General features: G+C 52.3%; 18 protein-coding genes. 12 read left to right on the top strand and 6 right to left on the bottom strand.

Going from position 1 to position 19,169, the window contains the following annotated elements; all coding sequences use genetic code 11:
* Positions 1–65: 65 nt before the first annotated feature.
* Positions 66–695 carry a PEP-CTERM sorting domain-containing protein gene (locus LJ739_RS04030; RefSeq protein ID WP_229157309.1) on the bottom strand — a complete coding sequence of 210 codons (630 nt, stop codon included), beginning with the start codon at positions 693–695 and terminating at the stop codon, positions 66–68.
* Positions 696–982: 287 nt separating this feature from the next.
* Between LJ739_RS04030 and trxB the strand changes: the two genes are divergently transcribed.
* The 4 genes from trxB to infA all read left to right on the top strand — a co-directional run bounded on the left by trxB (position 983) and on the right by infA (position 3,696).
* Positions 983–1,939: a thioredoxin-disulfide reductase gene (gene trxB / locus LJ739_RS04025; RefSeq protein ID WP_229157308.1), complete on the top strand. Its 957-nt coding sequence runs from the start codon at positions 983–985 to the stop codon at positions 1,937–1,939.
* Positions 1,940–1,997: 58 nt separating this feature from the next.
* Positions 1,998–2,708, top strand: a complete 711-nt coding sequence (aat, locus tag LJ739_RS04020; RefSeq protein ID WP_229157307.1) for a leucyl/phenylalanyl-tRNA--protein transferase — start codon at positions 1,998–2,000, stop codon at positions 2,706–2,708.
* Positions 2,705–3,406 carry an arginyltransferase gene (locus LJ739_RS04015; RefSeq protein ID WP_229157306.1) on the top strand — a complete coding sequence of 234 codons (702 nt, stop codon included), beginning with the start codon at positions 2,705–2,707 and terminating at the stop codon, positions 3,404–3,406. The genes aat and LJ739_RS04015 overlap by 4 nt, the downstream gene beginning before the upstream one ends.
* A 71-nt stretch (positions 3,407–3,477) precedes the next feature.
* On the top strand, positions 3,478–3,696 hold the full coding sequence (gene infA / locus LJ739_RS04010) for a translation initiation factor IF-1 (protein ID WP_229157305.1): 219 nt from the start codon (positions 3,478–3,480) through the stop codon (positions 3,694–3,696).
* A 71-nt stretch (positions 3,697–3,767) separates the two neighbouring features.
* Here infA and clpA read toward each other — a convergent pair whose 3' ends face one another.
* Together clpA and clpS are read right to left on the bottom strand one after the other, a co-directional pair.
* Entirely contained in the window at positions 3,768–6,035 is a 2,268-nt protein-coding gene (clpA, locus tag LJ739_RS04005) for an ATP-dependent Clp protease ATP-binding subunit ClpA (protein WP_229157304.1), read from the bottom strand.
* Between the two features lie 19 nt (positions 6,036–6,054).
* On the bottom strand, positions 6,055–6,375 hold the full coding sequence (clpS, locus tag LJ739_RS04000; RefSeq protein WP_229157303.1) for an ATP-dependent Clp protease adapter ClpS: 321 nt from the start codon (positions 6,373–6,375) through the stop codon (positions 6,055–6,057).
* 207 nt (positions 6,376–6,582) lie between these two features.
* Between clpS and cspD the strand changes: the two genes are divergently transcribed.
* Positions 6,583–6,801, top strand: a complete 219-nt coding sequence (gene cspD, locus LJ739_RS03995) for a cold shock domain-containing protein CspD (RefSeq protein ID WP_229157302.1) — start codon at positions 6,583–6,585, stop codon at positions 6,799–6,801.
* 98 nt (positions 6,802–6,899) lie between these two features.
* Here the strand turns inward: cspD and LJ739_RS03990 are convergent, their stop codons facing one another.
* Positions 6,900–9,131, bottom strand: a complete 2,232-nt coding sequence (locus tag LJ739_RS03990; RefSeq protein ID WP_229157301.1) for an NADP-dependent isocitrate dehydrogenase — start codon at positions 9,129–9,131, stop codon at positions 6,900–6,902.
* Between the two features lie 243 nt (positions 9,132–9,374).
* Here LJ739_RS03990 and LJ739_RS03985 point away from each other — a divergent pair, with 243 nt between their 5' ends.
* The 7 genes from LJ739_RS03985 to LJ739_RS03955 all read left to right on the top strand — a co-directional run bounded on the left by LJ739_RS03985 (position 9,375) and on the right by LJ739_RS03955 (position 16,321).
* Positions 9,375–9,977 (top strand): pseudouridine synthase, encoded by a 603-nt coding sequence (locus tag LJ739_RS03985; protein ID WP_229157300.1) that lies wholly within the window; start codon positions 9,375–9,377, stop codon positions 9,975–9,977.
* 98 nt (positions 9,978–10,075) lie between these two features.
* Entirely contained in the window at positions 10,076–11,197 is a 1,122-nt protein-coding gene (mnmA, locus tag LJ739_RS03980; protein WP_229157299.1) for a tRNA 2-thiouridine(34) synthase MnmA, read from the top strand.
* Complete coding sequence (gene hflD / locus LJ739_RS03975) at positions 11,154–11,834, top strand: high frequency lysogenization protein HflD (protein ID WP_229159404.1); 681 nt, start codon at positions 11,154–11,156, stop codon at positions 11,832–11,834. Before mnmA ends, hflD begins: the two co-directional genes overlap by 44 nt.
* A 9-nt stretch (positions 11,835–11,843) precedes the next feature.
* Positions 11,844–13,211, top strand: a complete 1,368-nt coding sequence (gene purB, locus LJ739_RS03970) for an adenylosuccinate lyase (RefSeq protein WP_229157298.1) — start codon at positions 11,844–11,846, stop codon at positions 13,209–13,211.
* A 129-nt stretch (positions 13,212–13,340) separates the two neighbouring features.
* On the top strand, positions 13,341–15,791 hold the full coding sequence (locus LJ739_RS03965; protein ID WP_229157297.1) for an intermembrane phospholipid transport protein YdbH family protein: 2,451 nt from the start codon (positions 13,341–13,343) through the stop codon (positions 15,789–15,791).
* Between the two features lie 44 nt (positions 15,792–15,835).
* Positions 15,836–15,991, top strand: a complete 156-nt coding sequence (locus tag LJ739_RS03960; RefSeq protein ID WP_229159402.1) for a YnbE family lipoprotein — start codon at positions 15,836–15,838, stop codon at positions 15,989–15,991.
* Positions 15,992–16,000: 9 nt separating this feature from the next.
* Positions 16,001–16,321: a YdbL family protein gene (locus tag LJ739_RS03955; protein WP_229157296.1), complete on the top strand. Its 321-nt coding sequence runs from the start codon at positions 16,001–16,003 to the stop codon at positions 16,319–16,321.
* Positions 16,322–16,389: 68 nt separating this feature from the next.
* Here the strand turns inward: LJ739_RS03955 and htpX are convergent, their stop codons facing one another.
* Both htpX and LJ739_RS03945 read right to left on the bottom strand, forming a co-directional pair.
* Positions 16,390–17,256 carry a protease HtpX gene (gene htpX, locus LJ739_RS03950; RefSeq protein ID WP_229157295.1) on the bottom strand — a complete coding sequence of 289 codons (867 nt, stop codon included), beginning with the start codon at positions 17,254–17,256 and terminating at the stop codon, positions 16,390–16,392.
* A gap of 67 nt (positions 17,257–17,323) precedes the next feature.
* Entirely contained in the window at positions 17,324–19,117 is a 1,794-nt protein-coding gene (locus LJ739_RS03945) for a cation:proton antiporter (RefSeq protein WP_407646737.1), read from the bottom strand.
* Positions 19,118–19,169: the final 52 nt, after the last annotated feature.

Genomic DNA, 19,169 nt, shown 5'->3' with positions numbered 1-19,169 from the left:
CAAAACGAAAAAACCCGCACTGGGCCTAATCAGTGCGGGTTCTTAATTCGCGGAGTAAGGCGAAATCAGTGATGTTTGCGACGCATGCTCAGCATCAGCAATACCAGACCGGTCAGGCCCAGATAAGCCGGCTCAGGCACCTGACCCTGTACATCACGCATCACCAGTTGAAACTGGGCTTGCAAATCCTGACCAAAATTAAACTCATCAGAGATGCTTTGCTGACCCACATGGTAAGTAATGGTGACCGAATTGTCGGTGAAGGATACTGACGGGATGGGGAACAACGTCTGATTCTGGCCATCAAAAATTTCGTTACCCTGACCGATCACCGTCACACCGGCGATCACTGTAGACGTATCGAACAAAATATTGGTCAACGTGAACACTGCCAGTTGATAATCGGCAAAACCTGCGGGCTCCTGGCCGGTCAGGGTTAGCAAGCCAGACTGATCCAAATCCATGTTGGCATGGCCACTGTATCCACCGGGATTGGCGATTTCGTTCGCATCGGTCAGTTCATTACCAGCACCAACAGCGGCACCAAGCACTTCAAACTCACGTACGTCAGGACCCACCAAGGTAGGCAATGACAACTGCTCGTTAAAGTCAGCCGTTGTGATCAGACTGGCTGAAGCAGTGGAGGCAGATAACGCGAGTAGTCCGGATAGGAATAACTTGGTAGAAAATTTCATGATGGCACCTGCAATCAAAAAGAGTAGTGAAGACATACAAGCACATTTAATACCAATATTATTTATTCCTTTATATTCAACAACATATAAATTCAACCATGCCAAGAAATACAGCTACTGTTAAGTATTCCGACAATCAGTCGAGACGATTGGGATAGCTTTTTTACCAGCCATTGAATTTATCTCAACTGCCCACATCTCCTGTAGCATTGATGGGCATTTCCCCCCTTTACCCCGGTTGGGCATTTTGCGTAGAATCCCGGCCAAACATTTTTTCGGAGTTTTTCATGTCAGAGAACAGACACGTACGTTTGCTTATCCTTGGTTCAGGCCCGGCAGGCTATTCAGCCGCTGTTTATGCTGCGCGCGCCAATCTCAACCCGGTGCTGCTCACAGGGATTCAACAAGGTGGACAGCTGACCACGACCACCGATGTGGAGAACTGGCCTGGTGATCCTGAGGGTCTGACCGGCCCGGATCTGATGGTGCGGATGCAAAAGCACGCAGAAAAATTCGACACAGAAATCATCTTTGACCACATCAATGAAACTGACCTCAAGCAACGTCCGTTCGTACTTAAGGGCGACAATGCAACCTATACCTGTGACGCATTGATCATCTGTACCGGTGCCAGTGCTCAATACCTGGGGCTTGAATCAGAACAAGCCTTTATGGGCAAAGGTGTGTCTGCCTGTGCAACCTGTGATGGTTTCTTCTACCGTAATCAGAAAGTGGCCGTGGTCGGCGGAGGCAATACCGCCGTTGAAGAGGCGCTGTACCTTTCAAATATCGCTTCCGAAGTTCACCTTGTGCACCGCCGCGATACCTTCCGCAGTGAAAAAATTCTCACCGATCGGCTGATGGACAAAGTGAAAAACGGCAATATCGTGCTGCACCTGGATCGCACGTTGGATGAAGTCCTGGGCGATGAAATGGGTGTGACCAAGATTCGCATCAAGGACACCCAGTCTGACACTACCGAAGAACTGGATGTAATGGGCCTGTTCATTGCTATCGGCCACAAACCCAACACCGGTATATTCGAAGGTCAGTTGGCGATGAAAGACGGCTACATCACCATTAACAGTGGTCTGAATGGCAATGCGACCCAAACCAGCGTACCGGGCGTTTTTGCCGCCGGGGATGTATGCGACCACGTCTATCGCCAAGCGATCACCTCTGCCGGAACTGGCTGTATGGCCGCACTGGATGCCGAAAAATACTTGGATGCATTGGAATCCTGAACTATAACGGATCCATAGACGTCAGTTATTCACGGCCCCGTCAAGGGGCCGTTTTGTCATGATTGCATTACACCAACTCGATCAACAGCTGTGCTTTCCCTCCCCCCAGTATTCACTGGACGACCCCAATGGGCTGTTGGCCTTTGGCGGCGATCTCAGTGTGCCTCGTCTCAGGGAAGCCTACCGCCAGGGTATTTTCCCCTGGTACAGTGACGGAGAGCCCATTTTGTGGTGGTCTCCGGATCCCCGCGGCGTGTTGGTACCTGAAGCGTTTCATTGCAGTCGAAGCCTGCGCAAACGGTTGCGCACAACAGCTCACACAGCGACCCTCAACCACGCCTTCGACAAGGTCGTTGAGCAATGCGCCAACATTCCTCGTAATCAATCAGGCACCTGGATCACGCAAGACATGCAAGCCGCCTACCGGGCATTGCATCGCAGCGGTGATGCGCACAGCGTTGAAATATGGTCTGAACAGGGGGAGCTGGTTGGTGGCCTATACGGTGTCGCCGTCGGTGCTGTGTTTTGCGGCGAGTCGATGTTCAGTCATCAGGCTGATGCCTCGAAAATGGCCTTTTTCTATCTTGTCAGGCACCTGATAACACACGGCGGTCACCTAATCGATTGCCAGATGCCAACGCCTCACCTGCAAAGTCTGGGGTGCAAGGCCATGTCACGAGCCACGTTTCTCGCAGAGCTATCGGTGTTACAAGACATGCCTGTTGCGAACAATACCTATACTCCACAATCCTTGGAATATACGCCGTGAAATTCGGACTGACCCAACAGTTCGGATGCAGCTATCTGCCCGACCAGGATGAACAGCTGCTGGTGCACGTGGCTGACAGTCCCATTACCCCACACACAGCAGAAATGCTGGTTGCTTCGGGCTTTAGACGCAGCGGCGAACAAATCTACCGCCCTCACTGTCCCCGTTGCAGTGCCTGTCAGGCCATCCGAATACCGGTCAGTGCCTTTACACCGTCGCGCAGCCAGCGACGCATTCTGCAGCGCAATCAAGGATTGCGCTGGCAGGTCAGCCATACGGACAAGGATGCCTACTATCAGCTTTATGACCAGTACATCTGCGCACGACACAAGGACGGTAGCATGTACCCTCCGACACGGGCACAATACCTAAGCTTTGTGCAGTGCAGTTGGTCTGAACCGCTGTTTATTGAAGGCTATGATGACGGTCAACTGGTGGTGGTTGCGGTCACGGATCGGTTTCCCAATAGCCTGTCAGCGTTGTACACCTTTTTTGACCCGACATACGCGCATCGCTCAATAGGCACACTGGCGATTTTGCAACAAATTACACAGGCACAACAATGGCAACTGGATTTCCTGTACCTGGGTTACCAGATCGATGCCTGTCAAAAAATGAACTATAAGGCGCGTTTTTACCCACATGAGCGCTTTTTTGACAATAAATGGCACCGAGTCAGCAAAAAAACAGAGGTTTGACTTTACAGCGTCGGGTGAATTGGGCAAAATCTGCGCGGCTATTTTGACACTATCTGAGGTATTATCACTACATGGCGAAAGAAGACTGCATTGAAATGGAAGGAGTTGTATTGGACACCCTTCCAAACACGATGTTCCGCGTTGAACTCGAGAACGGACACGTCGTCACTGCACACATTTCCGGAAAAATGCGGAAAAATTACATCCGTATTCTGACCGGTGACAAGGTGACCGTTGAATTGACGCCCTATGATCTGACCAAGGGCCGTATCGTTTATCGCGCGCGTTAATCTTCTGCCTTGTTGTGACAAAAAAGCCCGGCTGATACCGGGCTTTTTTTATGACGTTAGTGCACCTGATTTCAGGTTTCTTTTTCCGACGCTTTGGCCTGGGATTTACAATCGAAGGTTAATTCGCCTTTTTTAAGGCCAATTTTCACTGTACCGCCGTCCACCAATGAACCGAACAACAATTCATTGGCCAACTCTTTTTTGACCTTCTCCTGGATCAGCCGAGCCATTGGGCGGGCACCCATTGCTTTGTCATAACCTTGTTTGGCTAACCATTGCCGCGCCGGCTCACTGACTTCCAGCGACACGCCTTTCACGTCCAGCTGAGCTTGCAGTTCAATAATAAACTTGTCGACCACCTGCAGAATGACGTCAGGTTCAAGGTGATTGAACCAAATGATCCCATCCAGTCGATTGCGGAACTCGGGCGTGAACACCTTGTTGATTTCAGACAACGCATCGTGACTGTGATCCTGTTGCTTGAAGCCAATAGACTTACGCACCGTTTCCTGCACACCGGCATTGGTTGTCATCACCAGTACAACGTTGCGGAAATCGACCTTGCGGCCATTATTGTCGGTCAGGGTCCCGTGGTCCATAACCTGCAACAAAATGTTGTAGATGTCACTGTGGGCCTTTTCAATTTCATCCAGCAGCACAACGGAGTATGGGTGCTTGATCACCGCGTCGGTTAACAACCCGCCCTGGTCAAACCCGACATAGCCAGGAGGCGCACCAATCAAGCGACTCACGGCGTGACGTTCCATATACTCTGACATATCAAAACGCACCAGTTCGACGCCCATGATCTTGGCCAGTTGCTGGGTCACTTCGGTTTTCCCTACCCCGGTCGGGCCGGCAAACATGAAAGAACCAATCGGCTTCTCTTCGTTGCCTAACCCGGAGCGGGAAAGACGAATGGCATCGGTCAGGCTTTCAATGGCTTTGTCCTGACCAAACACCACCATTTTCAGGTTGCGACCCAGGTTTTTCAGCACTTCTTTGTCGGATGCTGAGACCGATTTCTCTGGAATACGGGCAATTTTGGCAATGATGTGCTCAATATCCGCCACATTGATGGTCTTTTTACGCTTTGACGTCGGCAGTAACCGCTGACTCGCCCCCGCCTCGTCCATCACATCGATGGCTTTGTCCGGCAGGTGACGTTCATTGATGTATTTGGCCGACAGTTCCGCCGCCGCACGCAGCGCTTTTTGGGTAAACCTGACGCTATGATGCTTTTCATAGCGTGATTTCAGACCCATGAGAATTTTGGTGGTGTCGCTCACACTGGGCTCGACGATGTCGACTTTCTGGAAACGTCGCGCCAATGCTCTGTCTTTCTCGAACACGCCCTGGTATTCCTGGTAGGTGGTAGAACCGATACAGCGCAGTTCGCCACTGCTGAGTTTAGGCTTCAGCAGGTTGGAGGCATCCATCACCCCACCGGACGCGGCACCGGCGCCAATGATGGTGTGGATCTCATCGATAAACAGAATCGCGTTTGGATCCTTGGTCAATTCACGCAAAATCGCTTTCAGGCGTTTTTCAAAATCGCCGCGGTATTTGGTACCGGCCAGCAGACCACCCAAATCCAGCGAATATACCGTGGCATCGGCGATGACATCCGGCACCTGCTCCTGAACGATGCGGTAAGCCAGGCCTTCAGCGATAGCGGTCTTACCTACCCCGGCTTCACCCACCAGCAACGGGTTGTTTTTACGCCGACGACATAAAATCTGAATGGTCCGCTCCAATTCCAGATCACGGCCAATCAGAGGATCGATCTTGCCTTCTTTGGCCTGCACGTTCAGGTTGGTTGAATAGCGGGATAACACGGACTCTTGTTCTTCGCCCTCAACGTGCTCCTCATCCCCTTCAACCGCACTGCCTTCATCATCGGCTTTGCTGACGCCGTGGGAGATAAAGTTGACCACGTCAAGACGGGTAACGTCGGCCTTTTTGAGAATATAAACGGCCTGAGATTCCTGCTCACTGAAAATCGCCACCAGCACATTTGCGCCGGTCACTTCGTCCTTACCAGATGATTGAACATGGAACACCGCACGCTGCAATACGCGCTGGAAGCCGAGGGTTGGTTGAGTTTCCCGCTCCTCCAGTTGTTCTTCCAGCAGCAATGGCGTGGTGTCTTTCACGAAATCCGTTAGCTCGCCTTTAATCACATCAATATTGGCGCCACAGGCTTTCAGTGCCTCTCGGGCGGATTTGTTGTCCAGCAATGCCAACAACAGGTGCTCGACCGTCATAAATTCATGGCGGTGCTCACGGGCAAATATAAATGCCTCGTTCAGGGTTTGCTCTAAATCTTTGTTCAACATTAACGGACCCTCTTACTGCTTACGCCTGTTCCATCGAGCACATCAACGGATGCTGATGTTTTCGAGCATACTGATTAACCTGCATCACTTTCGTTTCAGCCACTTCTGCGGTGAAAATACCGCAAACCGCTTTGCCCCGATAATGCACGGTCAGCATCAACTGATTGGCTTTTTCGGCATCCATGTTAAAAAAGCGCATGATCACTTCAATCACAAAATCCATCGGCGTGTAATCATCATTATTCAGGACCACCTTATACATCGGCGGTGGCTGAACTTTCCTTTTCACCGTGTCAAGTTGTCGTTCACGGTCGATACTGATGGTGTTTTGCTTACTCATATCAAAATAATAGTGCCGCTGGTGTAAAAAACGATGGTTTTTTTACTTTTTCATTAATTCCGGAAATTCGCCTTGACATAATGTGGTCAAAAAACCTACATTTTTAACTGTGACCTTTTCATTCTGCAGTAGGAAAGCGATCCGCCCTTACGATCTATTGTGGGGGCAAAGAAGTGTCAGTTCAAGGGATACAGAGGAAGCAGAAGTATGGCGGTTGGCAAAGTCAAATGGTTTAACAACGCGAAAGGATTCGGGTTTATCATCCCCGATGACGGTGGTGAAGACGTATTCGCCCATTATTCAACAATTCAAATGGAAGGATACCGCTCACTCAAAGCAGGGCAGGAAGTGACCTTTGATGTGCAACAAGGCCCCAAAGGTTTGCATGCCGAAAATATCGGTATTGCCGACGACCCTGATCGCTAGTTAGACCTGACTGAGAACAGACTTAACAAAAAAGCAGACCAATGGTCTGCTTTTTTCTGTGTCTGAAATCTGTCGGGGTCCGAAGACCCCGTAACTGATTACTGTGCCAGTGCGGACAGTACGCTGTTGAGGGTTTCGCTGGGACACATTGCCCCTTTGGTTTTGCCCTCTTCCGGATAGTAGTAACCACCAATATCCAGCGCCTGACCCTGGGTTGCATCAATCTCAGCCAGCACTTTCTGCTCGCTGTCTTTGAGTTGCTGATGCAGCTTCGCAAACTGTTCTGCCAGTGCCGCATCTTCCGTTTGCTGACTCATCGCTTCGGCCCAGTACATCGCAAGGTAGAAGTGACTACCGCGGTTGTCCAGTTCACCGGCTTTGCGCAGTGGCGATTTACCTTCATTCAACAGCTTTTCTGTGGCGGCATCCAGCGACTTGGCCAATAATTTCGCTTTGCTGTTGCTGTGTTTGATCGCCACGTCTTCCAGTGACACCGCCAACGCCAGGAATTCACCCAATGAATCCCAACGCAGATGTCCCTCTTCAACAAACTGCTGTACGTGTTTCGGCGCAGAACCACCGGCGCCTGTTTCATACAGACCACCGCCCGCCATCAGCGGCACGATCGACAGCATCTTGGCGCTGGTACCCAGTTCAAGGATTGGGAACAGATCGGTCAGGTAATCACGCAACACGTTACCGGTCACGGAAATGGTATCCAAACCACGGATCGCGCGTTCCATGGTGTAGCGGATCGCGCGTACCGGCGACATGATCTGAATATCAAGTCCATCGGTATCATGCTCTTTCATGTACTCGTTAACTTTCAGGATCAGTTGAGCATCGTGCGCGCGTTCGTCATCCAACCAGAACACCGCTGGCATGCCGGACTGACGACAACGGGTCACCGCCAGTTTCACCCAATCACGGATGGGTGCATCTTTGGTTTGGCACATGCGCCAGATATCACCTTCTTCGACCTCATGCTCAATCAGCACGTTGTCATCCTGATCGATGATGCGCATGGTACCGTCAGCACTCATCTCAAAGGTCTTGTCATGAGAACCGTATTCTTCCGCTTTCTGCGCCATCAAACCAACGTTCGGTACGGTACCCATGGTGGTCGGATCGAACGCACCGTGGGTTTTACAGAAGTTGATCATCTCCTGGTAAATGGTGGCATAGGTACTTTCCGGGATCACCGCTTTGGTGTCATGCAACTTGCCATCCGGTCCCCACATCTGACCTGAACTACGGATCATGGCCGGCATTGAGGCATCAACGATAACATCGCTGGGTACGTGCAAATTAGAAATGCCTTTGTCGGAATTCACCATTGCAATGGGCGGACGATCCGCATAACAGGCGTTAATGTCACGCTGAATTTCTGAACGTTGTGATTCAGGCAGACTGGCAATCTTGTCATACACACTGCCCAGACCGTTGTTGGGGTTTACGCCCAGCTCATCAAACAAGTCCTGGTACTTATCAAACAGTTGTTTGTAGAACACTTTTACGCAGTGACCGAAGACGATTGGGTGTGACACCTTCATCATGGTGGCTTTTACGTGTAGCGAGAACAACACACCGGTTTCTTTGGCATCTTCGATTTGTTCTTCGAAGAACTTGCACAACGCCTTCTTGCTCATGAACATGCCATCAATCACTTCACCGGCGAGCAAATCGATGCGTGGGCGCAATACTTTCACATTGCCCTGTTTGTCGGTGAATTCGATGCGTACAAAACCGTCTTTTTCTACCGTGACTGATTTTTCACGGGAATAGAAATCACCGCCACGCATATGGGCAACGTGAGAGCGGGATGCCTGGCTCCACTCACCCATGGAGTGGGGATGATTGCGCGCGTAGTTTTTCACCGCGGTCGGTGCACGACGGTCAGAGTTACCTTCACGCAATACCGGGTTTACTGCACTACCAAGGACTTTACTGTAGCGTTCTGCAATGTCTTTTTCTTCATCAGTCTTGGCTTCATCTGGAAAGGCCGGCACATTGAAGCCTTTGGCATTCAGTTCTTTGATTGCGGCCTTCAACTGCGGGATAGAGGCACTGATGTTAGGCAGTTTGATGATATTTGCATTGGGATCCTGAGTCATTGCACCCAATTCAGCCAGGGCATCGGGCACCCGCTGCTCTTCACTCAGATACTCCGGAAAATGCGCCAGGATTCGCGCGGCCAGGGAGATATCACTTACTTCCACATCGATATCAGCGGTGGACGCAAACGCACGCACAATGGGCAACAGGCTGTAGGTTGCCAGCATCGGGGCTTCGTCGGTCTTGGTGTAGATAATCGTTGACTTGCTTGTCATTGTGTACCTCGGAATTAACGGCAGTCTCTGCCGGTTAGTGAGTGACACCCACCCTTGTCATCCACGGTTGCATTGTCAAAACAGTCCCGGTCTTGTTTGCCGGTCCTGTGCGTTTGATAGGATGAAAGACGGTGGATCGCCAAAATGTGATGAAGGATAATAAACAATTCACCGTTAAGTGCAAAATAACTCGCGGTGATTGCTTAAAAAATTGTGTAAACCATGAAAACCAGGACAAAAAATATGCCGGACAAGCGCACACCACAAAAAAAGCGCAGTGTAACCCGTCGCCCCAGACCACTGCATCCCAAAGTGGTGTTGTTCAATAAACCTTTTGATGTGCTGACTCAATTTACTGATCAGGAAGGCCGCGCAACCCTGAAGGATTATATTCCGGTCGCAGATGTTTATCCGGCCGGCCGACTGGACCGGGACAGTGAAGGCTTGCTGGTGCTGACCAATGACGGCCAACTACAACACCGCCTGGCCAGCCCCCGCCACAAGACCGAAAAGACCTATTGGGTTCAGGTTGAAGGCATTCCGGACAGCGTTGCGCTCGACGCGTTGCGCAAAGGCGTGGTACTGAAAGACGGCAAAACAGCCCCTGCCAAGGTTGAGGCCATCCCCGCCCCTGACGTGTGGCCGCGCAATCCACCGGTAAGGTTTCGCCAATCCATCCCCACCAGTTGGCTATCATTGACCATTACTGAAGGTCGTAACCGTCAGGTGCGTCGCATGACGGCACACGTCGGCTATCCGACGTTGCGCCTGATCCGCTACCGGGTTGGACAATGGACACTGGACGGACTGCAAAGCGGCGAATACCGAGCGATGCAAATCGATTGAATTGCATGATTTATTCCCGCGACGAAGGTGATTTGTGCGGGTAACTCTGCTAGAATTCGCGTCCGTTTTTTCACCACTCATTGTTTGCATTCGTTGTCATGACCCAAAACCCGTTAAATCCCTCCGACAATGCCGCCAAAAAAGTCATCGTAGGTATGTCTGGTGGTGTCGATTCCTCTGTCTCCGCCTACCTGTTATTGCAGCAGGGCTATCAGGTTGAAGGCCTGTTCATGAAAAACTGGGAAGAAGACGACGACGACGAGTATTGCGCTGCGGCTGAAGATCTGGCTGATGCGCAAGCGGTCGCCGACAAGTTGGGTATTGAGCTGCACACCATCAATTTCGCCGCCGAATACTGGGACAATGTGTTTGAGTACTTCCTCGAGGAATATAAAAACGGGCGCACGCCAAACCCCGACATCATGTGCAACAAAGAGATCAAGTTCAAAGCTTTTCTGGAGTTCGCCGCAGAGGATCTTGGCGCCGATTACATCGCCACCGGTCACTATGTGCGTCGCACCAACCGGGATGGTCACTGGCAAATGCTGCGCGGCTTGGACGCCAATAAAGATCAGAGTTATTTCCTCTACACCCTGGGCGAACAACACATTGCCAAAACCCTGTTTCCGGTGGGCGAACTGGAAAAGCCCCGGGTGCGTGAAATTGCCGAGCAACAGGGCCTGATCACCCATGACAAAAAAGACAGTACTGGCATCTGCTTTATCGGTGAACGCAAGTTCAAAGATTTTCTGGCCCGTTACCTGCCCGCGCAACCTGGCCCGATAGAAACTGCGGAAGGCGAGGTCATCGGCGAACACGAAGGCCTGATGTATCACACCTTGGGACAGCGCAAAGGGTTGCACATCGGCGGTATGAAAGACTTTGGTGACGCCCCTTGGTACGTGGTGGATAAAGACGTCGAGCGCAATACGCTGATCGTTGGCCAGGGCGCCGATCACCCTCGCCTGTATTCCAAAGGCCTGGTCGCCAACCAGTTGCATTGGGTCGACCGTCAGGGGCCAGCACAACCTCTGCGCTGTGCGGTGAAGACCCGATACCGCCAACAGGACATCCCCTGTCAGGTCACACCAAAGCCCGATGGCAGTGTTGAAGTGATGTTCGACACGCCGCAGAAGGCGGTTACGCCCGGACAGTCTGCTGTCTTTTACGCTGATGATGTATGTCTGGGAGGCGGGATCATTGAACACTATATCCGCTGATCTCCTCGACAGTTTGCAACAGAAAACCCTTGCACTTGCGGGTGTCAGCCAGGCAGCTGCGCTGGTGCAACAACTGGCCCGTACCGGTAAGCTCGATGAGCCCGGTTTTAGCGCGTCCCTGAACAGCATTGTGGTGACCAATCCCGATACTGCCGCAGACGTTTTTGGTGGCGTCAATGGCGTCAAAGTCGGTCTGGCAACGCTTATCCAGCAATTGGGCAATACCCCACAGGAAAAAGATGCGGAAGTTACCCGCTATGTGGCCAGTATCCTTGGCCTGGAGCGAAAACTGGCCAGCCAGCCAAAACGCATGAATGAATTGGGCCAGCGGATCGATAATATCCAGCGCCAGCAAGCACACATGGATTTGTTTTCCTCACAAATGTTACATAACCTGGCCAGCGTTTACAGTGACGCCGTGTCGCCGGTTGGTCCCAAAATCCAGGTTGCCGGCAATCCCATGTTACTCAAGCAAGCCAATAACCAGGACAAGGTCCGGGCTTTGTTGCTAGCCGGTGTGAGGGCTGCTGTATTGTGGCGCCAGCTTGGCGGTAAACGCCGCCAAATTCTGTTTAACCGACGTAAAATTCTGTCCAGTGCCCGCATGTTGCTCGGCACGGTACAACCAACCCAGTAGGAGCCCCCCATGGAACTTTCTGCATTGACTGCAGTGTCCCCCGTTGATGGCCGTTACGGCAGTAAAACCACTGAACTGCGTGGCATTTTCAGTGAATTTGGTTTGTTGAAATATCGTGTTGAAGTCGAAGTGCGCTGGCTGCAAATGCTGTCCCGCACCGATGGCATTGATGAAGTTCCACCGTTCAGTGAACAGGCCCATGCAGTGTTGGATGGCATTGTTGCAAATTTCAACGAGCAACACGCTGAGCGTATCAAAGAGATTGAACGCACCACCAACCACGACGTTAAAGCCGTAGAGTACTTCCTCAAGGAAAATGTCGAAGCGCTTCCCGAGTTGGCCGCCGTCAGTGAGTTCATTCATTTTGCCTGCACCTCCGAGGACATTAACAACCTGTCTCACGGTTTGATGTTAAAAGCAGCCCGTGACACCGTTATCCTGCCCTACTGTGACAAACTGATCAGTGAGTTACGTCGCATGGCCGCTGAATACCGTGACATCCCGATGATGGCACGCACCCACGGTCAGCCGGCGTCACCGACCACCATGGGTAAAGAAATGGCCAACGTCATGATGCGCCTGTCCCGTCAGCGGGATCAAATTGCCAATGTAGAATTGCTGGGTAAAATCAACGGTGCAGTGGGTAACTACAACGCGCACATGAGCGCTTACCCCAACCTCGACTGGCATGCTTTGTCCGAACAATTTGTGACCTCTCTGGGCCTTAGCTGGAACCCCTATACCACGCAAATCGAGCCCCATGACTACATTGCCGAATTGTTTGACGCCATTGCCCGTTTCAACACCATTTTGATCGATTTTGACCGTGATGTGTGGGGCTACATTGCACTGGGGCATTTCAAACAAAAAACCGTCGCTGGCGAGATCGGTTCTTCAACCATGCCGCACAAGGTCAACCCTATCGACTTTGAAAACTCGGAGGGTAATCTGGGACTGGCCAATGCCATGTTCGCCCATCTTGCTACCAAGCTGCCGATTTCGCGCTGGCAGCGGGATCTGACCGACTCCACGGTACTGAGAAACCTCGGTGTCGGCGTCGGTTACGCGGTGATCGCCTACCAGGCCTCCCTGAAAGGGATCAGCAAACTGGAAGTTAATGCCCAGAGCCTGGCCAACGAGTTGGACAACAACTGGGAACTGCTGGCAGAACCTATCCAAACCGTTATGCGCCGCTATGGCATTGAGAAGCCTTATGAGAAGCTCAAAGAGCTGACCCGTGGTAAAAAGGTCAATCAGGCGGTAATGGCCGATTTCATCGATACCCTGGCACTGCCTGACAACGTGAAAGCCGAGTTAAAAACCCTGACGCCATCCAACTACATTGGTCAGGCCATTCAACTGGTGGATAAGCTGTAAGCTGTCACGCCACTTTGAAATTGACACCAAACACCGCCTGACAGGCGGTGTTTTTGTTTTGAACCCACGATTGCATTTGTCCAAATGCCATGACAGGCTTTGCCCATCGTTGCGCTAACTACAGAAATCATGAAACGCATTTTCGGTGCTATCGCCTTTTTCCTGCTGCTGATCATACTGTGGCTGCTTTTCAGCCCCGCCAGCAGCCGCTGGCTGGCGCAACGCTGGTTGGGGGATGACCTGATCATCCACTGCCTTGAGTACTCGCCCGAGTCGCTGTTGTCAAAGCACCTTCAGCGTGTCTGTGTCAGTACTCCGTCATTTGACGTCGACGCCCGGGGTATTCGCTATGATCAGCACTTGTCCCGTTGGGAAATTGCGGCTGTGGGTATCAAAAAAAGACCTGTGTCCGCCGACAACTCCCCAGACACACCTTTGCGTCTTCCCAATCGTCCGTCGCAGTTCCCCCCCTTTGTGGCCAAACAGGTAAACGTCCAGCTCAGTCCCGATACGCCGCCATTAACGTTTAGCCTCCAACACGATGGTCAGTTTGGTTTTCAGTTGCAACAAGACTGGAAGGCCATGGTCAACTGGCGGACAGATGGGGTTGAGCTGGAATTGACTTCCTCCACAGCGCCATGGCTCCCCTGGTTGCCTGAGCACGCCCTGCCCTATCTAGCCGGCATACAGGAAAAAGCCCCTTGGCAGGTAACAGCAGCACTGTCTGACCAGGGCATTGAAGCGTCAGTGAACATTGATGCAGCGCTCCACCATGCCCTTAACGAGCGTTGTACGGTCCAGGCCATCCTCAGCGGAACAGTTGCCATCACTGCCGATTGGGCTGCGACCCAAGTGGTGGCGAATGCCGCCTCGCTCGAAAACCAGTGGCATTGGCAAGGCTGTCAGATGACCGCACTTGATGCTTCCCCTCCAGCCGTGGCCGTCACGTTGCCAGACCCTGTCACCTTCAGCGCGAACACCTTGTCAGTACCACAGATGGTCGTCAGTCCCACTGAACTGCCAGACAGCACACTGGTAGTTCATGACATTGCCTGGCAACCTGGCGGTGCGTTATCAGCCGCGCTGGAGGGCCAATCCCGTGATCTAGCCTCGCTGCTCAACCTGCCGATACAGGCAGAGCAGCTTGCTGTTGTCTTAAAAGGCACCATCGAAGGGCCATCGGTGGACAAACTTAACCTATCCCTCGCGCCACTGACGATGACCGCGCAACGACTAGCGCAGGACGGGATGACACTGTTTGACAGCCGGCTAAACCTACGGGGCAACGCGACCAAAGAAGACCTTACCCTACAAGGCGACATACACATCAATCGCCTCGAGAGTCAGTCGCTGGCAGGGCAAGGCCTGACCGCAACACTTGATCTCAAGGGAACTGCCGACACCCAAGTAACGCTGAACATCGCACCAACCATTGACCACCTTGACGTGTCGGAGCTGTCACTCAGCGGCGACGCCCGGTGGCAGTTGGTCTACACGCCAACAGAGGAGATAAGCGCAACCGGTACGTCACACATCGCCAAGCTTGTTGTCGCCAATCGAGCGCTGCCGGCCATCAGTCTCACCCACAGCCTGAACTTTACCGTTGACGATAATCACTATACGTCCCATCACCAGTGGCAACTCCCGACTGGTTTGCACGGTGAGGCCGTGCAGCAGGGTCACCGCTGGGAACTGACGGTCCCGGAACAGGAAGCGACCTTGTTGGCCCCCCTGCTCCAGTCTGAATTCCCTTCAGCGAGGATCACCGGCGGCAATATCAGCTTCGATGCCATGTATGACACCAGTACCCGTACGGGGTTAATGGTGCCACGCATAGCCGCGCTGTCAGGGCGCTATCAGGAGTACATCGCCAAGGGTATTACACTCAAGCCAACGGTCTATTTTGATTCAGCGTCCTTTCAGCTAGTACCCTCTACAGTAAAAATCGACAGCGTCGATGTCGGTGTCATGCTGACTGACCTCACTGCGCAGTTGGACAGTGTCGAACAATCCTTGCGGGTACAGAACATAGATGCCCAGGTGCTGGGAGGCCGATTGAACGTGGATAGTGTGTATCTGGATCAACGGGATCAAGGTTTCAACCTGACCCTGGATGCCTTGTCATTGCCACAGATGATGGCCATGCAACAGGCTGCCGGAGTGCAGGGTGCAGGCTTCGAATTAACCGGAAACATCAGTGGGAACATTCCGGTGTCTTTGCAAGGCGGGCAAGCGCAGGTGCAGGACGCGACGCTGAACAGCGAGCAGACCGGTCGACTCACTATTCGCGATAACGCCGCATTTGAAGGCATTAAGCAACAACAACCGTCACTGGCTAAACAGTTAAGCGTATTGGAAACATTGCAGATCGATTCACTCACCAGTACGCTAAACTTGGCACCGAGTGGCAATATGGTCTTGGCGGTTGCCATTAAGGGGCAAAATCCGGAACAGCAGGTGCCGGTAAATTTCAACTATACCCATGAACAAAACCTGTACACCCTGATGCGCGCCTTACGGCTGGCAGATCAGATTGAAAAAACCGTCGGTGAAAACGCCACCCAACGACGTCAACACTGACTTCAAGGAGCTTTGCAGTGAGAGGATATTGCACGTTAACGGCCATGGTACTGCTGCTGTGTGGTTGTACACACCGGGTTGAGGTGGAAACCAAAGAGCCAATCACGATCAACCTGAATGTCAAAGTTGATCACGAAATACGGGTCAAGGTAGACAAGGAACTTGACGATCTTTTCAGCGAAAATAGCGACATTTTCTAGGGAGTTAGTATGCAAACATGGTTAAAAGGATTGGCATTGGCCGGACTACTGGTGTCTGCAGTTGCACTGGCAATGGACATCGACAGCGCCAAACAAAATGGCTTGGTGGGTGAACAAATGGATGGTTATCTGGGGGTTGTGGTTGACTCAACCGAAGTCCGTGAACTGGTGGCAGACATCAATGCAAAACGGCGCAGCAAATACCAGGAACTGGCCAACGCCAATGGAATTACCCTGGCCCAGGTAGAAGCCTTAGCGGCCAAAAAAGCCTACAGTAAAACAGAACCGGGCCACTATGTGCAGGTAGACGGTAAGTGGGTTAAAAAATAGTGACAACAGCGGGGACATCCCCGCTGCTATCTTTGACGAGATTACCAAACACTCGGCTCACCAACAGCTCACTGCAACGCACGGATCCTGTCTTCCAGCGGTGGATGGCTGGCAAATATGGCATGTAGCTTACCTGCATTGATTGCCAGGGCTGCCATCTCATCCGGCAATTCCGCCTGTCCACTGGCCTGCCGTAAACGCTGCAATGCCGCAATCATCTTATGACGACCGACCAACGCAGCAGCACCGGCATCGGCACGGTATTCACGCTGGCGGGAGAACCACATGACGATGGTCATGGCCAGGATGCCCAGAATGATTTCACTGATCATTGAGACAATCCAGAATGCCGGTCCATGTCCACGCTCGACTTTGAACACAGCACGGTCTACCACATGGCCAACAATCCGTGACAGGAACACCACAAAGGTGTTCACCACGCCCTGGATCAGTGCCATGGTCACCATATCGCCGTTTGCCACGTGGCTCATTTCATGTGCCAGTACTGCTTCGACCTCATCCTCATTCATGCTGCTAAGCAAGCCCGTGCTTACCGCAACCAGCGCATCATTGCGGTTCCAGCCGGTAGCAAAGGCATTAGAACTGGGGTGATGAAAAATACCCACCTCGGGCATCCCTACCCCCAGTTGCTCAGCTTGTCTTGCAACGGTACTGAGTAACCATTGCTGGGTGCGATCCGTGGGCTGGGAAATGATCTGCACCCCCATGGTTTTTTTGGCCAGGAACTTTGACAGCGCCAATGAGATAAACGCCCCCGCAAATCCAATTACAGCGGCATACACCAACAAGGCCTGAAGATTTAAATCAACACCGTTTTGCGCTAACAGTCCCTCAAAGCCCAGCAGGCGAAACATCACCCCAAGCAACACCAGAATGGCCAGGTTGGTGGCCAGAAACAAACCGATACGTAACATGTGGATCTCCTGTTCCCAATACTCCGGTGTAAATGGGGGCATTGGGTAACAAGTACAATAGGAGACGTCAGCCTTCGTCTTCCGGACGGATCAAACTGATGATCTGTGCGCCGGGCGTCGGTGGTGTCGAGACGTCATCACGAAACAGTTTCACCCTGCCCTGAGGGTCAACCATGAACAGTGGCGTAAACGTGCCCTGGTTGGCCTGTTGATAATCTTCGTAGCGGTAGCTTTCAGTCAGTGGCGTTTTCTTCAATCGCGCACCTTTAGCCACCAGACTGGCCAGTTTACCGTAGGTGGCATTACCAAAAATACCCAGGCTTTTAAGATAACGTTCGTTCGGTTGGTGGCCCTCAAAACGCTTCTGCTCTGCCAGGCTCAGACCAAACACCCGTTCACTGCCCAACACGTCCTGAAAGTGCTGGGTCACCAGAGAGTTCAGTTGCTTATAGGGTGACAAAACCAGTACATAACCGATACCGGTTAAATCCAGGGTACGCTGAGCGTGCTCCGAAGAAGGGTTACCGAAATAAGTGGGGATCCCTTCCATGCGGGCGGCGGATATCGATGCCCAGTTGGTGTCCGCCAGCTTCACGGCGACATCAGCCGCCATCAGCTCTTTTGCCAGCATGCGTGAAAACTCGTTGCCGCCAAAGATGAGAAAACCCACCGGCGCAGGCTCCCTTACTCCGAGCATTTTGGCTAACCGTTTGGAGGTCAGGCTTTGCACAACCACGGTAAAAATGATCACAAAGAACACTAACGACACCAGCAGATTGGCGTTGTCATAGCCTTGCTGTTCCAGTTTCAGCGCAAACAATGCAGACACCGCAGCAGCAATAATCCCCCGCGGCGCCATCCAAACAATTAACGCCTTTTGCTGCCAGGTCAGTGAGGAGCCCCAGGATGACAAAAACACGCCGATGGGTCGGGCGACCAGCAACATCACCACAATGACGCCAATCGCCCCACCTGCGATGGCGTACAATTGATCGAAGTCCACCCGTGCCGCAAGGATAATGAACAGGCCGGAGATCAACAGCACACTGAGGGTTTCTTTAAACTCCAGGATCCCTTCAACGTCGACGTCTTTGGCATTGGCCAACCACACGCCCATGATGGTCACCGCCAGCAACCCTGACTCGTGTGCCGCCAGATTGGCGCCCTCAAATACCCCCAACACCACGGTGAGCACTGCGGTATTGACCAGGTAACCAGGGATCAGGCCTTTACGTAGCGTAGCGCTCAGCAGGTAGCCACACAGTATTCCCAACGATGTCCCTGCTAATACCGTTTTGCCGAATGCCATTAACGTGTGCGCCAGTGCATTTTGTGACGAGACAAGAAACTCAAACACCAATACCGCCAGTATCGCGCCGATGGGGTCGATAATGATCCCTTCCCAGCGCAGGATTTGGCCAATGTGTTTGTTAGGCCTGACCGCCCGTAACATAGGGATCACCACGGTTGGGCCCGTTACGGTCACGATGGCACTGAACAAAAATGCAAATGCCCAGGGCATATCGAGCAGCCAGTGAGCGGCCGGTGCCACCACCAGCCAACTGACCGCCACCCCCAGCGTCACCAGATTTCTGACCGTGCGGCCATGGGTACCTAAATCCGTGAAGTTGAGCGACAGCGCCCCTTCGAACAAGATGATCGCGACAGATAACGACACGATAGGAAACAACAAATCGCCAAACAAGGCATCACTGTCCAGGATCCCCGTCATCGGCCCCATCACGACGCCGGCAATCAGCAACGGCAGGATCGCCGGCAGCTTAATCCGGTGTGCCAGTAGCTGACAGATGATCGACAACAAGCCGATTAAAACCAGCAGTACAACAGGTTCCATTGCCATGAAGTCAGTTATCCTTTGTCATTGCCTGTTTGCCAGCATAGAAGCTGAATCA

The sequence above is a fragment of the Fluctibacter halophilus genome (assembly GCF_020687825.1).
GTDB lineage: Bacteria > Pseudomonadota > Gammaproteobacteria > Enterobacterales > Alteromonadaceae > Fluctibacter > Fluctibacter halophilus.
This window is presented reverse-complemented; position numbering and strand designations above follow the sequence as displayed.

Excerpts from the sequence above, each read along its gene's own strand:
- trxB (WP_229157308.1), top strand. The coding sequence starts at position 983 with ATGTCAGAGAACAGACACGTACGTTTGCTTATCCTTGGTTCAGGCCCG.
- purB (WP_229157298.1), top strand. The coding sequence starts at position 11,844 with ATGGAACTTTCTGCATTGACTGCAGTGTCCCCCGTTGATGGCCGTTAC.
- htpX (WP_229157295.1), bottom strand. The coding sequence starts at position 17,256 with ATGTTACGTATCGGTTTGTTTCTGGCCACCAACCTGGCCATTCTGGTG.
- LJ739_RS03955 (WP_229157296.1), top strand. The coding sequence starts at position 16,001 with ATGCAAACATGGTTAAAAGGATTGGCATTGGCCGGACTACTGGTGTCT.
- LJ739_RS03960 (WP_229159402.1), top strand. The coding sequence starts at position 15,836 with ATGGTACTGCTGCTGTGTGGTTGTACACACCGGGTTGAGGTGGAAACC.
- LJ739_RS04030 (WP_229157309.1), bottom strand. The coding sequence starts at position 695 with ATGAAATTTTCTACCAAGTTATTCCTATCCGGACTACTCGCGTTATCT.
- clpS (WP_229157303.1), bottom strand. The coding sequence starts at position 6,375 with ATGAGTAAGCAAAACACCATCAGTATCGACCGTGAACGACAACTTGAC.
- clpA (WP_229157304.1), bottom strand. The coding sequence starts at position 6,035 with ATGTTGAACAAAGATTTAGAGCAAACCCTGAACGAGGCATTTATATTT.
- LJ739_RS03990 (WP_229157301.1), bottom strand. The coding sequence starts at position 9,131 with ATGACAAGCAAGTCAACGATTATCTACACCAAGACCGACGAAGCCCCG.
- LJ739_RS03985 (WP_229157300.1), top strand. The coding sequence starts at position 9,375 with ATGCCGGACAAGCGCACACCACAAAAAAAGCGCAGTGTAACCCGTCGC.
- LJ739_RS03945 (WP_407646737.1), bottom strand. The coding sequence starts at position 19,117 with ATGGCAATGGAACCTGTTGTACTGCTGGTTTTAATCGGCTTGTTGTCG.
- aat (WP_229157307.1), top strand. The coding sequence starts at position 1,998 with ATGATTGCATTACACCAACTCGATCAACAGCTGTGCTTTCCCTCCCCC.
- infA (WP_229157305.1), top strand. The coding sequence starts at position 3,478 with ATGGCGAAAGAAGACTGCATTGAAATGGAAGGAGTTGTATTGGACACC.
- hflD (WP_229159404.1), top strand. The coding sequence starts at position 11,154 with ATGTATGTCTGGGAGGCGGGATCATTGAACACTATATCCGCTGATCTC.
- mnmA (WP_229157299.1), top strand. The coding sequence starts at position 10,076 with ATGACCCAAAACCCGTTAAATCCCTCCGACAATGCCGCCAAAAAAGTC.
- LJ739_RS03965 (WP_229157297.1), top strand. The coding sequence starts at position 13,341 with ATGAAACGCATTTTCGGTGCTATCGCCTTTTTCCTGCTGCTGATCATA.
- cspD (WP_229157302.1), top strand. The coding sequence starts at position 6,583 with ATGGCGGTTGGCAAAGTCAAATGGTTTAACAACGCGAAAGGATTCGGG.